The organism is Enterococcus sp. XAF26B05_ASV22 (assembly GCF_056727285.1).
The window spans coordinates 1510852-1523891 of record NZ_CM161538.1; the positions used below are offsets into that span (position 1 = coordinate 1510852).

At 36.4% G+C, this 13040-nt stretch carries 12 protein-coding genes and 1 other RNA gene; 9 read left to right on the forward strand and 4 right to left on the reverse strand.

Annotated features, from left to right (window positions below; genetic code table 11):
- The first annotated feature begins 15 nt into the window (after positions 1-15).
- Complete coding sequence (locus AC1PU0_RS07500; protein WP_069654753.1) at positions 16-384, forward strand: EamA family transporter; 369 nt, start codon at positions 16-18, stop codon at positions 382-384.
- The gene (locus AC1PU0_RS07505; RefSeq protein ID WP_240485874.1) at positions 384-728 is read left to right on the forward strand and encodes an EamA family transporter; all 345 of its coding nucleotides are present in this window, start codon (positions 384-386) and stop codon (positions 726-728) included. The genes AC1PU0_RS07500 and AC1PU0_RS07505 overlap by 1 nt, the downstream gene beginning before the upstream one ends.
- A 327-nt stretch (positions 729-1055) precedes the next feature.
- On the opposite strand, the gene AC1PU0_RS07510 is transcribed toward AC1PU0_RS07505, so the two are convergent.
- Positions 1056-1397 (reverse strand): metal-sulfur cluster assembly factor, encoded by a 342-nt coding sequence (locus AC1PU0_RS07510; RefSeq protein WP_111247832.1) that lies wholly within the window; start codon positions 1395-1397, stop codon positions 1056-1058.
- Between the two features lie 186 nt (positions 1398-1583).
- On the reverse strand, positions 1584-2150 hold the full coding sequence (locus AC1PU0_RS07515) for a helix-turn-helix domain-containing protein (protein WP_206849848.1): 567 nt from the start codon (positions 2148-2150) through the stop codon (positions 1584-1586).
- Between the two features lie 301 nt (positions 2151-2451).
- On the opposite strand from AC1PU0_RS07515, the gene AC1PU0_RS07520 reads away from it, so the two are divergent.
- The 4 genes from AC1PU0_RS07520 to AC1PU0_RS07535 all read left to right on the forward strand — a co-directional run bounded on the left by AC1PU0_RS07520 (position 2452) and on the right by AC1PU0_RS07535 (position 8449).
- Positions 2452-3516: a dipeptide epimerase gene (locus AC1PU0_RS07520; protein WP_479998797.1), complete on the forward strand. Its 1065-nt coding sequence runs from the start codon at positions 2452-2454 to the stop codon at positions 3514-3516.
- A gap of 16 nt (positions 3517-3532) precedes the next feature.
- Complete coding sequence (locus AC1PU0_RS07525) at positions 3533-4903, forward strand: transglutaminase-like domain-containing protein (RefSeq protein WP_111247829.1); 1371 nt, start codon at positions 3533-3535, stop codon at positions 4901-4903.
- A 31-nt stretch (positions 4904-4934) separates the two neighbouring features.
- Entirely contained in the window at positions 4935-6605 is a 1671-nt protein-coding gene (locus tag AC1PU0_RS07530; RefSeq protein WP_206849850.1) for a peptide ABC transporter substrate-binding protein, read from the forward strand.
- Positions 6606-6847: 242 nt separating this feature from the next.
- Positions 6848-8449, forward strand: coding sequence for a CTP synthase (locus AC1PU0_RS07535; RefSeq protein ID WP_479998798.1), 1602 nt, complete (start codon positions 6848-6850; stop codon positions 8447-8449).
- 52 nt (positions 8450-8501) lie between these two features.
- Here AC1PU0_RS07535 and AC1PU0_RS07540 read toward each other — a convergent pair whose 3' ends face one another.
- Both AC1PU0_RS07540 and recU read right to left on the reverse strand, forming a co-directional pair.
- Positions 8502-10835, reverse strand: coding sequence for a PBP1A family penicillin-binding protein (locus tag AC1PU0_RS07540; RefSeq protein ID WP_206849851.1), 2334 nt, complete (start codon positions 10833-10835; stop codon positions 8502-8504).
- Complete coding sequence (recU, locus tag AC1PU0_RS07545; protein ID WP_111247826.1) at positions 10825-11466, reverse strand: Holliday junction resolvase RecU; 642 nt, start codon at positions 11464-11466, stop codon at positions 10825-10827. The genes AC1PU0_RS07540 and recU overlap by 11 nt, the downstream gene beginning before the upstream one ends.
- Before the next feature lie 61 nt (positions 11467-11527).
- On the opposite strand from recU, the gene AC1PU0_RS07550 reads away from it, so the two are divergent.
- The 3 genes from AC1PU0_RS07550 to rnpB all read left to right on the forward strand — a co-directional run bounded on the left by AC1PU0_RS07550 (position 11528) and on the right by rnpB (position 13033).
- Positions 11528-12067, forward strand: coding sequence for an SLOG family protein (locus AC1PU0_RS07550; protein ID WP_069654762.1), 540 nt, complete (start codon positions 11528-11530; stop codon positions 12065-12067).
- Between the two features lie 96 nt (positions 12068-12163).
- Positions 12164-12595 (forward strand): cell division regulator GpsB, encoded by a 432-nt coding sequence (gene gpsB, locus AC1PU0_RS07555; RefSeq protein WP_069654763.1) that lies wholly within the window; start codon positions 12164-12166, stop codon positions 12593-12595.
- A 23-nt stretch (positions 12596-12618) separates the two neighbouring features.
- Positions 12619-13033, forward strand: an RNA gene (gene rnpB, locus AC1PU0_RS07560) — RNase P RNA component class B.
- The last annotated feature ends 7 nt before the right edge of the window (positions 13034-13040 follow it).

Consider the following 13040-nt stretch of genomic DNA (forward strand, 5'->3'; position numbering starts at 1 on the left):
GAGAGGAGAAATCATATGGATGCTAGAAATAAACAACAAAAGTTGAGCTTAGGGATTCTGTTGATTCTTATTGCGGCTACATTGAGTAGTTTAGGTCAGTTGGCGTGGAAATTTGGTGCTGATGGCACGGGGAGTTATGCACTCTTTTTATATGCGATTGGTTTCGTAGCTGCCGGTGCTGGGATGTTTTTTATGATGGCGGCGTTCCGCTACGGTGAAGTCTCTATTTTACAACCAATGATGAGTTTGGGTTTTGCGCTGTCAATCGTTTTAGGGGCATTATTTTTAAATGAACGTATTACGTGGTATAAAATATTAGGAACAGGATTTATCATTATAGGTTCGATTCTTTTAGGCATTGAAGGAAACGAGGAGAAAATATGATGGATTACGCAGCAATTTTGACGATTTTGGTCATTACAACCTTCTCAGGCAGTGCAGGTGCGTTGGCTTTGAAAAAAGGGATGAATGATCTGCCCCAATTAAGTCTCAAATTGGTATTGAGGAATGGTTGGATTTATTTAGGGTCATTTTTGTACATTTTAAGTGCTGTAACTAATATTGTTCTATTAAAATTTTTAGACTATTCAATTGCTTTTCCCATGACATCATTGACATATGTTTGGACCGTTATTATTAGCTATTTTATTTTCAAAGAAAAACTGAGTATTCGAAAAGTTCTAGCTGTGATTTTGATTATTATTGGCGTTTTTATTATCAGTCAGTAAAGCGTGTCATTGGTAATGAAATCATTCTAGTTGTAGTATGGATTTATAAACAACAGGAGGGGTTATTATGACCGTTAAATCAAAAGGAATGGACAAAATTAAATTATTGCAGGCTGTAACAACAATTGTTACGGGAGTCATCATGTTAAATGCTGTATTGAAAGCAAACAAAAAATAAATAGGTTTATTGAAAGGTGTTACTGCAAATGCTCTTGTAATGGGCATTTACAGTAACGCTTTTTTGTTTGCAATACGTACTGAAAATAAAAAGAGAGTCAGAGTGATTATGTTTCATCACCTTGACTCTTACTACTGACTATTAAAGATTTAACGAATACCTAAAGCGATTCGAGCATAACGTGACATTTTATCCGTTGTCCAAGCTGGATACCAAACCAATTTCACCTCTGGATTTTTTACTTCTGGAATTTCTTTTAATGCTTCATGGATCTGTTCAGTCAGGACATCAGCTAAGGGACACCCCATAGTAGTTAAAGTCATCTTGACAACAGTATCGCCATTTTGTGCAAAGTCAATTTCATAAATCAATCCTAAATTAACGATATCGATTCCAAGTTCAGGATCGATTACGGTTTCCAGAGCGGTTAAAATTTGTTCCTTGATATCTTCAATTTCTTCAGCAGACCATTCTTGGTTTCGTTCAGTCATTGTATCTACTCCTTTTTGTAGTCGTCCGATGACTCTATATGAATTACTTCTTATGAGCTTACACGGCACCCTTTTACAGTTTGTTCTTCCCATATGATACCTTTTTTTAAATGCTTTGTAAATGAGAATCTTTTTCAATAAAAAGGGATTGGTCAGTGCAATTAGTTGGGGATTGCTGACGAAAATTTAAAATTGCATAGTAAACAGCATCAACTCATTTTCGGTTGCATTTACGATATTATGTTGCGTATAGGCTTCTAAAAATATCGCATCTCCCTCATGTAAAATAAGAACGTCATCTTTTAGTTCGATGGTTGCTTCTCCTTTTATAACGTAATTGATCTCACAAAGATTATGTGCAATTTTTTTACCACTTGATGATGATTGCGCATCTATATAAATTTTTGAGATGACCATATTATTTGTATGTACTGGTAAATTAAACAAAGTATCATAATACGTTGAGTTTGTTTGCCATGGATTATAAATTGTACCAGAAGAGTTTCGAATAACTTTGTATCCATTTTTAGAGGGTTCATTATCTTGCATAACCCGAGGTGCTTCATTGGCTAAAAGTGAAGCCACAGTAACACCAAGTGCGTCAGCAATTTTTCTCAATGCTTCAAGTGACGGGCGATTAATACCGCGTTCAATTTGCGACAAGAAGCTGGCGGAGTATCCTGTCTTTTCACCTAGTTCAGTCAAAGTGATCCTTTGTTCTTTCCTTAAATTCTTGATTTTCCTAAATTCCATTTATAGCCGTCCTTTGTTTAGAGTCCTTTTTTTCTTCATATTATCTCGGATTCATCAAAAAATTACAAGTACTTACTATTTGATTAAAAAAAACACACTATAATCTCATTATTATGTTGACATTTACATAGAGTAAACTTAAAATTGTAACCAATAATTCAATTTTTGTAGAAGAAATTAATTCAAAATTAAAAAAAGTGTATTTATTATTCCCTTTAGGTTGATTTAGTTTTTTTGAGAATAATTAGAATTTAGTATAAAAACAAGCTGTCGGATTAAAGTGAATATTGGGGGAAATGAATTGAAAATAACAAAAATCAACGTAGCGCCAAAATCAGTAAAGTTAAAAGAACCAATCACGATTTCGTTGGGAACGATTGACCATTCAATGAGTGCAATAGTTGAAATTGAAACAGATGAAGGAATTATAGGCTATGGTGAAGGGTCACCAGGAATTTTAATTACAGGTGAAACACTAAAAGGAACAGCAGAATGTATTCAATTATTTGAAAAGCAATTAATAGGTGTTGATCCCTTAGATACTGAGAAAATTCATAGTTTAATGAATTCTGTGGCGGCACTTGCGCCTTCTGCGAAGACTGCGGTCGATATTGCTTGTTATGATTTATTTGGAAAAAAGGCAAATCTGCCCGTTTATAAACTTTTAGGCGGTTTTGATTCGAATGTCTGGACAGATATGACCATTGGAATCGATGATCCAGAAAGAATGGCTGAAAAAGCAAAATTAGCAGTTTCACAGGGGTTTGACACTTTAAAAATCAAAGTAGGAACAGGTTTTACAGCGGATATCGCTCGCATTAAGACAATCAGAGATGCGGTTGGTTCTAACATAAATCTGCGTTTAGATGCTAATCAAGCTTGGAAGCCGAAAGAAGCTGTCAATACTATTAATCATCTATCACAGTATGGAATTGAATTAGTAGAACAGCCAGTGGCTTATTACGATATTGAAGGGCTGACTTTTGTTACAAATAATGTATCAACACCCATCATGTCAGATGAAAGCTGTTTTAATTCCAAAGATGCGTTGCGTTTGATTAAAGCACGTGCTGTTGACTTTGTGAATATTAAATTGATGAAGTGTGGTGGGATTCATGAAGCCCTTAAAATCAATAGTATTTGTGAAGCAGCTGGAGTCGAATGTATGATTGGATGTATGGTAGAAGAAACAAATATTGGTGTGACTGCCGCAGCTGATTTAGCGGCAGCAACTAAAAACATCACGAGAGCAGATTTAGATGCAACCTTTGGACTGAATGAAGTGGCAATACCTGGTGGTGTAGGATTGGAAGCTACTAGTCTAATTTCATTATCTGATAAAGCTGGTTTAGGTTTGAGTAAATAAGAAAGGTGAGTGTCTTATGTATTACGATTTAAAATTTATGAGTGTCCCATTACCCGAAGACATCGTTAAGTTAAAAGCCTATGGTGATTTTGAAGGTGCTGAAAAATTGATTGAACACTTACTATCAACTGAACTTCCAGTTGCATTGAGAAAGCGTTTGGAAATAGAGCAAGACATTATTCGAATTGTTGGAATCAATGAGTATCCGTTTGATTTTAACGAGGCGAATAAAATGATGAAAGAAACATTCAAAGAGTATCAAGACCACGAATTAACGAAACTAAAAGAAACTGGAAAAGTAGACTGGCTTTATATTGATGGAAAGATTCATTTTCAACGTCGCTTTTTACTGAATCTAATCAAGACTCAAGCTGATTATGAAGCAAGATTAATTGTAAAAGAAGACAGTGAAGTGGATTGTTTACGAAAGCAAGAGCTGACTCAAAATGTTCAACAAATGAAAGAACAAGGAAGCAGAAAAGTAAGAATCCATTTAAAAACGAGTATTCAAGTGAAAAAAGAGTACGAACGTCCAGGAGAAACGGTCAAAGTGTATTTACCTTTGCCAAAAGAGTGTAAACAAGTATCAGATATCGAGATTTTAAACACGACCCCTAAAGCTACGTTCATTGCACCGGAAAACACAGCGCAACGGACTGTTTATTTTGAAACGGTTTTAGAAGAAAATCAAATTTTTTCAGTAGAGTATAGCTACATAAATCAAGTAGATTATGTAGAACTAGATCCAGAAAAAGCATCTGATTTACAACCTGAATTTGAATTAAGTGAAGAATTGCCACACATTCGTTTTACACCATATTTGGAACAGTTACTGGATGAAATTCTATCTGGTGAAACGAATCCAATAAAAAAAGCACGAAAAATCTATGATTTTATCACAACAAAAGTCAATTATTCATTTATGCGGGAGTATTTTACGATCGAAAATATTTCAGAGTATGCTGCTGTTAATTTAAAAGGGGACTGTGGCGTTCAAGCGATTCTATTCATTACGTTATGCCGAATGGCTAATATCCCCGCAAAATGGCAGTCAGGGCTGTATGTATCGCAATACTACACCGGTTGTCATGACTGGGCGCAATTTTACGTGGCACCGTATGGTTGGGTTTTCGCTGATTTATCTTTTGGTGGTGGGGCACGTCGGAATGGGGATTTAGATCGTTGGAATTATTATTTTGGCAATCTAGATATTTTCAGAATGCCTGCCAATAGTGAGATTCAACAAGATTTCAATCCGCCAAAACGATTTTTACGAGCAGATCCAATCGACAATCAACGTGGAGAATTCGAATATGAAAACCAAGGTCTTCCATACGCTTACTTAGAGGTACAACAAGAGTTAATTTCAATGGAGGAACTTGCATAAAATAAAAAATGTGAAGGAAAAGGTGGAACGTATGAAAAAAGGGTTAAAACAAAGTATGACATTGATTACAACGGTGCTGTTGCTTTCAGCTTGCGGGGGAAATACAAGCAATAAAGCAGCAGATAGTACAGACAACAAGACATCAACCGGTCAAAAATCATCGAGAGTGCTCAATTTAATGGAAGCTTCAGAAGTGGGATCGATGGACACGATTTTCACACAAGATGAGCCGAGTGTAAATGCTCAATCTAACGTTTTTGAGGGATTGTATCAATTAGATGAAAAAGACAATGTTATTCCAGCAGTAGCGAAAGAAATGCCCGAAATTTCCGAAGATGGTAAGACATATAAAATTAAATTAAGAGAGGATGCAAAGTGGTCAAATGGAGATAACGTAACAGCCAATGATTTTGTTTTTGCATGGAAAAAAATGGCTGATCCCAAAAATCAAGCTAATTACTTTTTCTTGATGGATGGTACGATTCTTAACGGAACTGAGATTGTGAATGAAGAAAAATCAGCTGATGAATTAGGCGTGAAGGCCTTAGATGACTATACGCTTGAAATCAAAATGGAAAAACCTGTCACCTATTTCACCTCTTTACTAGCATTTTCACCTTTTTTCCCGCAAAATGAAAAGTTTGTGATGGAAAAAGGTAAGCAATACGGAACATCTAGTGACAATATCGTTTCTAATGGTCCCTTCTTGATGGAAAACTGGGACCAATCGTCAATGTCTTGGGATCTAGTTCAAAATCCGAATTACTACGATGCAGACAAAGTCAAATCAGAAAAAATTCATTTTGAAGTCTTAAAAGAAACGAATACGGTCTTCAATTTGTATGAATCTGGCGAATTAGATGTGGCGATCCTTACAGGAGATTTTGCCAAACAAAATAAAGACAATCCAGACTACGAAGCCATTCAACGATCTAAGGTTTATTCTCTAAGAATGAATCAAAAAAGAAATGACAAACCATCGATTTTTGCAAATGAAAATGTTCGTAAAGCGATTGCCTATGCTCTTGATAAAAAAAGTTTAGTAGAGAATATTTTAGCTGATGGTTCAAAAGACATTTATGGCTATATTCCAAAAGATTTTGTGTCTAATCCTGAAACAGGAGAAGACTTTAGAAAAGAAGCGGGAAATTTAGTCAAAACAGATGAAAAATTAGCGAACGACTATTTAGATAAAGCGAAAAAAGAATTAAATGGAGATGTAACAATTGAACTATTGTCTAAAGACGGCGATGGTGACAAGAAAGTCGCAGAGTTTATTCAAGGGCAATTAGAAAAAACATTGCCAGGGTTAAAAATCAATGTAAAGACAGTTCCTTTAAATAATTCAATCGAACTAATGAAAAAAGGAGACTATGAACTTTCTGTTAGCATGTGGGGACCTGATTACCAAGATCCGATGACATTTTTAGAAAGTTCGGTTAGTACAAAAAATAAAACTAGTTACCATAGTGAAAAATATGATCAATTGATCGATGAAGCATCTAACAAATATGCGAATGAACCTGAAAAACGTTGGGAAACCTTAATTGCCGCAGAAAAAGTCTTAGTAGAAGAAGATGTTGCTTTAATTCCATTATACCAACAAGCCAGAGGACAATTAGTTCGACCAGGTGTTGAAGGGATCGATTATCACAACTTTGGAGCAACTAGCACTTATAAAAATGCTTACATCAAAGAATAATTGAGCCAAGGTATAAAAGTTTGCTAAAAAACCAAAAATCTTCTAACAGAAATGCTTGACCTTAATTAGATTTGCTTGTATTATACTACTTGGGCACCTTTGAGAAGGTCAGAAGTTTACAACGAATTCCAGCTCCCTATTCTTTTTGGATAGGGAGCTTTTGTTTTTTATGTTTGCAAAAGTAAGCTGTTCGTTGTTCACTTCTCTCTACAAATCTATTTCGAGAAAGGGTTTTTTATATTATGACAAAATATATCTTTGTTACAGGCGGCGTAGTTTCTTCAATCGGTAAAGGAATTGTCGCAGCATCTTTAGGACGATTATTAAAAAATCGTGGCTTAAAAGTAACGATTCAAAAATTTGATCCATATATTAATGTGGATCCAGGAACAATGAGTCCTTACCAACATGGAGAAGTTTTTGTCACAGATGATGGTGCCGAAACAGACTTAGATCTTGGTCACTATGAACGATTTATTGATATCAACTTAAATAAATATTCAAATGTCACAACAGGAAAAATTTATTCAGAAGTACTTAGAAAAGAGCGTAAAGGTGAGTATTTAGGCGCAACTGTCCAAGTTATTCCGCACATTACAAATGAAATCAAAGATAAAATCATGCGTGCAGCTAGCATGACAGATGCTGATATCATTATTACCGAGGTTGGCGGTACAGTTGGTGATATTGAATCTTTACCATTTTTAGAAGCATTACGCCAAATGAAAGCAGAAGTAGGAAGTGATAATGTGATGTACATCCATACAACATTGATCCCTTACTTAAAAGCAGCTGGCGAAATGAAAACTAAACCAACACAACATAGCGTAAAAGAATTACGCAGTTTAGGGATTCAACCAAATATTTTAGTTGTTCGTACAGAATTACCCGTTTCTCAAGGAACAAAAAATAAATTAGCTCAATTCTGTGATGTGGAACCAGAAGCGGTTATTGAGTCACGTGATGTCGAAACGCTTTATTCTATTCCGTTGGCACTACAGGCACAAAACATGGATCAAATTGTCTGCGATCATTTAAAATTAGAAGCTCCAGTTGCTGATATGACCGAATGGCGTGCATTGGAAGAAAAAGTATTAGGCTTGAAGAAAACAACTAGAATTGCCTTGGTTGGTAAATATGTAGAACTTCCTGATGCCTACCTTTCAGTGGTTGAAGCCTTGAAGCATGCAGGTTTTGCATTTGATTCTGATATTGCAATCGATTGGATCGACTCACAAGAATTGACGGAAGAAAACGTTGCAGAGATTTTAAAAGATGCTGATGGAATCCTTGTACCAGGCGGTTTTGGTGATCGTGGAGTAGAAGGTAAAATCGAAGCGATTCGCTTTGCTCGTGAAAACGATGTACCATTTTTAGGTATTTGTCTGGGAATGCAAATGGCCTGCGTTGAATTTGCTCGTAACGTTGTAAAACTTGAAGATGCTGGTTCTGCTGAGAATAATCCTGATATTCTTAACAATATTATTGATTTGATGGCAGACCAAGAAAATGTTGAGAATTTAGGTGGGACATTACGTTTAGGCTTGTATCCATGTAAACTTAAAAAAGGTACGGTTACAGCAGCAGCTTATGAAGGACAAGAAGTTGTGCAAGAACGTCACCGTCATCGCTATGAGTTTAACAATAAATACCGTGAATTATTTGAAGAAAATGGGTTAGTCTTTTCCGGTGTATCACCAGATAATCGCTTAGTTGAAATTGTTGAATTACCAGAGAAGAAATTCTTTGTTGCGTGCCAATTCCATCCAGAATTGATTTCTAAACCAAATAGACCACAGCATTTGATCAAAGGATTTGTTGAAGCGTCTTTAAATAACCAATAACAAAAAAAGGTCCAATACCTCTAAATGAGGTATCGGACCTTTTTAATTTGTATCAGTCTGGAGAGGGTCTCCTTCTAGCTGAATTATTTTGCACAACTGGAGGCGTAGACGACTCTTCTGGAGGGTCAGAGCTCGGTGGTGTCACCTCAGGTGGTGTTATTGATGACGAAGGCTCAGTTTGTTGAGTAGAAGTAGCTGGCGCTTCGCTAGATTGGGATACTGATGGTTCAGTCTGTGAAGGGACGGTAGAACTACTAGTAGTCCCTGGATCAGAACTTACAGGATTTTCCCATGATGACGAACTTTCATAACCAGAATTTGAAGGTAATAATTGTTCTTCATAGGCTCCTTTAACATATAATTCACTACCAGATCGTATAACACTATCTGGCATGACCCAATCGTCAGTGGAGACACCTTCAGATAAGTAAGTCATCATTTCTCGGTACACATCAGAAGCCGTTCCCCAATATTCGTAAGGAATGGGTGTTAATCGCTGTTTATAGCCAGTCCAAACAGAAACAGCATAATGTGGTGTATAACCAACAAAGGTGCTGTCAGGAGCGATACTAGACGATGCAGAGGCACCTATTTTAGCAAGATCATCTTCTGTATAATTGGCAGTCCCAGTTTTTCCAGCTTGAATCAACCCAGGAACTCCTGCATTAAAAGCTGTACCGCCAGAGATGACATCTTTAAGCATATCGGTCATCATATAGGCTGTTGAATCTTTCATAGCACGTTTACTTTCAGTTTCAGTTACATCTTCGGAGCCATCTTGATAGACTACTTTGCTTACGTAATAAGGTTTATTGTAGACACCCATATTTGCAAAAGCAGCATATGCTGCAGCTAATTTCAAGGAAGAAACACCGTATTTATTGCCACCTAAATCACTGGTATTACTAGAAATTGCATTTGCCGCAACCAAATCTTTGAACTCAATGCCTAAATCTTTAAGGAAATCGGCTGATTTATCACTACCAACGGCATCGAACGTTTGAATGGCCGTTGTATTTCGAGAATACATAATCGCTTTACGCATCGTCAAAGCACCATAATACTGCATATCCGCATTAGTTACAGGAATATTGGTTCCTTCATAAGTAGTCGGCTGATCCATCATAATACGACCAGTTGAATAGTTTAAGTTTTCAATAGCAGGACCGTAATCAGCTATTGGCTTCATTGTTGATCCGACATCACGATCTGTTTCAATTGCCAAATTCGAGCCTAATTGCACATCATCTGGAATATTCCGACCTCCGATCTGAGCTTTTACTTGACCTGTTTTCACGTCGATTACAGTAGAAGCAACTTGGAAATCTGCATCAGGATAGTCTACATAAGTATCACTATTGATGATGTCATAAAGACGTTTTTGAGCGTTCATATCAAGATTAGTATGAATATCTAAACCGTCTGTATAGGGATTTTTGCCTAGACTTTCTACTTCAGCGATAACTTCTTTGATGTAGTTGTCAACTACTTTACGGTTTTCGTTTGATTGTTTTAAAGGTTGTAGGCCCTCATCGATCGGTGTTGCTTTAGCATCTTCATATTCTTTTTGTGTGATCTTATCATTTTCTTTCATAGTGTATAAAACAACGTCTCGTCGTTCTTTTGCTACATCTGGTTTAACATATGGATCGTAATCATTAGGTGCCTGAGGCATCCCTGCTAAGAGAGCAGTTTGAGGAAGAGTTAGCTCAGCTAACGGTTTTCCATAATAAGATTGAGCCGCAGTTTCCATGCCGTACAGACCATTTGCCATATAGACCTTGTTGATATAGTAAGTTAAAATCTCTTCTTTTGATTTTTCTTTTTCTAATTGTATAGCAAGCCAAGCTTCTTGCGCTTTTCGTTTGAGATTTTGATCTTTTTCTTTTGTAGAGAAGTACGAAAGCTTGATCAATTGCTGGGTTAACGTACTACCACCTTGAAGACCACCCGTTTTAAAGTTTGAAAAGGCAGAACCTAAAATTCGTATCGGGTCAACACCACTATGTTTGTAAAACCGTTTATCCTCAACGGATACGACTGCATCTTTAAGTAATTGCGGCACATCTGTTGGTTTGATCATTTCACGTTTTTCAGCGCCTAATTCTTCAAAAACTTCGTTATTGGCATCGTATAATTTTGAAGAAACAGTTGCGCTAAGTTTTTCATCTTCTAATTTAGGTGCATCCTTCGCGTATGACCAAAATAGACCTAAACCAGCTAAAAGACCTAAAACCCCAAGCAGAACTAGTCCCAAGAATATTTTTAGAAAAATTCGTTTTTTCTTTGGTTTTTTTCCGCCATTTGAGGGTGTGTTTCCTGTGCTGTTAGAAGCCGAAGTACGTCCGTATCTTGCAGCACGTGATCCTATTTCATCAGTTGTCATTCATCGCAACTCCTTTGTTTGATTGAATATGTAACTTGACTGCATCCAAGTAAGGAACTCTAGGCGCAATTCCGATGTTGATTTCTATTCCCTTTTTTTCAATGACAGCTAAAGGCAATGATTTTTTTCCAGTGCTTTCTTGTTCTGACCAAAAGGTTACTAATTTTTCTCCGCTAAAAAAGAAACATCTGTTCAATGAAGAAAACCACAACAGAACAAAGCAAATGCCTTTTTGAGTCATACATTGTTGGATATGATCGATCTGGTGCTGATGAAAGTTTTTCAAAGGAAATGAGGTTTTATTCTTCGTTTCCTTTGCTTCAAAATCCAGATAATATCCATTGTAGACACCGTTATAATCAGTTGTGGAAGCTTGTCTAAAGTAAGCTTCCTTAATTACGGCAGCACTGCGGCTGGGGTAATCAACTTTAACAATTTGAACTGGAGTGGGCTTTTTGTGGATCACCGCTTCATTGCGCATTAAATAATACGCATTGCTTTTGTTGATTTCTTCTTCAAAGTCCATTCCACGTTTTCCAAATTGAATCGATTTTTGGTTTTTTACTTGTTTTTTTGATTTGGGTGCCTCATGATTGTTATAGGGAGTACCATTAGGATAATGAAAAGCCATTTCTATCACACTCCTAGCCAACATTATAACAAAAAATCTTTATGAAAGAAAAGGAATGTCTATGGAAAACGTAAAAACACTTTATGTGACTGGTTACAAAAGCTTTGAAATCGGGGCTTTTCAAGACAATGACCCTAAAATTACAGTTATTAAAAATGTATTAAAAAAGGAAATTATGGGCTATTTGGACACTGGATTGGAGTGGGTTTTAGTTTCTGGCAATCTTGGAACAGAGATTTGGGCAGCAGAAGTTGTAGCCGAATTGAAAAATGATTACCCAGAATTGAAATTAGGACTTATTTATCCTTTTAAAGATTTTGGAAGTAACTGGAATGAGAAAAATCGTGGAAATTTAGAAAAAATAGAAGTCTTAGCAGATTATGTGAATTCAGTTAGCCATCAGCCCTATAAATCACCAGCGCAATTAAAAATGCATACCCAATTTTTATTGGAACATTCTGGCGCTAGTTTATTAGTTTATGATAAAGAATATCCTGGTAAAACGGAGTATTTCTTAAAGGATGCTGAACTTTTTTCTGAAAGATTTCCTTATGAAATACGCTTGATAACAATGGATGATTTACAAAACTCGATGGAATAGTGAGAATCTGTTTGATTTTCTGACGATTTTCCTATACAATAATGCTGTTGAACTATGAACTTTTATCCTAATCAAAGAAAATAATGAGGTGTAAGTATGGCAAATTTAGTATACAGTCCCAAAGATATTTTACAAAAAGAATTTAAAACAAAAATGCGCGGCTATGATCCAGTTGAAGTTGATGAATTTTTAGATAACGTAATCAAAGATTATGAAGCGTACAACAAAGAAATTTTAACATTACAAGAAGAAAACAATCGTTTATTAGCGAAGCTTGATCAAGCATCTAAAGTACAACAATCAATGCCACCGCGTGGCGGACAAGAGATGCCTAAGAGTGCAGCTGTGACAAATTTTGATATTCTAAAACGTCTGTCAAACTTAGAGCGCGAAGTGTTTGGCAAAAAATTGGATGACACACCGGTTTCTAATCCTATCTCAGGAATGAGCCACTCTAATTCGTACGACAGCAATTTACACAATTCTTATGAGCGTGAAATAGACAACTCAGAAACACGTCAATTTTAATTAATTGCATCAAACTTTTTGTAATTTTCGGGTGATCGCGGTTTGAATTTATTCAAGCTGAGGAAAGTCCATGCTCGCACAGACTGAGATGTCTGTAGTGTTCGTGCTTAGCGAAATCATAAGCTAAGGTACTTGATTTAGTAAGGTCTGCAAGTTTTTAAACGAACTGATTTTACTTTTTAAAGTAACGGCAGGAAAAATGACTAAGGTTTCGGCTATGTCAAAGTACCCTTGAAAGTGCCACAGTGACGAAGCAATTTTGGAAACGGAATTGGTGGAACGCGGTAAACCCCTCGAGCGAGCAACCCAAACAATGGTAGGGGCACTCTTCTAAAGGAAATGAACGAGTAGAAGAGGCAGATTGATTTCTGCAGATAGATGATGACCGTCGAGTGTCTTTCCCTGAGAGGCATTCGATACAGAACATGGCTTACAGAAAATTACA

Excerpts from the sequence above, each read along its gene's own strand:
- recU (WP_111247826.1), bottom strand. The coding sequence starts at position 11,466 with ATGGCTTTTCATTATCCTAATGGTACTCCCTATAACAATCATGAGGCA.
- AC1PU0_RS07505 (WP_240485874.1), top strand. The coding sequence starts at position 384 with ATGGATTACGCAGCAATTTTGACGATTTTGGTCATTACAACCTTCTCA.
- AC1PU0_RS07510 (WP_111247832.1), bottom strand. The coding sequence starts at position 1,397 with ATGACTGAACGAAACCAAGAATGGTCTGCTGAAGAAATTGAAGATATC.
- AC1PU0_RS07525 (WP_111247829.1), top strand. The coding sequence starts at position 3,533 with ATGTATTACGATTTAAAATTTATGAGTGTCCCATTACCCGAAGACATC.
- AC1PU0_RS07500 (WP_069654753.1), top strand. The coding sequence starts at position 16 with ATGGATGCTAGAAATAAACAACAAAAGTTGAGCTTAGGGATTCTGTTG.
- AC1PU0_RS07515 (WP_206849848.1), bottom strand. The coding sequence starts at position 2,150 with ATGGAATTTAGGAAAATCAAGAATTTAAGGAAAGAACAAAGGATCACT.
- gpsB (WP_069654763.1), top strand. The coding sequence starts at position 12,164 with ATGGCAAATTTAGTATACAGTCCCAAAGATATTTTACAAAAAGAATTT.
- AC1PU0_RS07535 (WP_479998798.1), top strand. The coding sequence starts at position 6,848 with ATGACAAAATATATCTTTGTTACAGGCGGCGTAGTTTCTTCAATCGGT.
- AC1PU0_RS07550 (WP_069654762.1), top strand. The coding sequence starts at position 11,528 with ATGGAAAACGTAAAAACACTTTATGTGACTGGTTACAAAAGCTTTGAA.
- AC1PU0_RS07530 (WP_206849850.1), top strand. The coding sequence starts at position 4,935 with ATGAAAAAAGGGTTAAAACAAAGTATGACATTGATTACAACGGTGCTG.
- AC1PU0_RS07540 (WP_206849851.1), bottom strand. The coding sequence starts at position 10,835 with ATGACAACTGATGAAATAGGATCACGTGCTGCAAGATACGGACGTACT.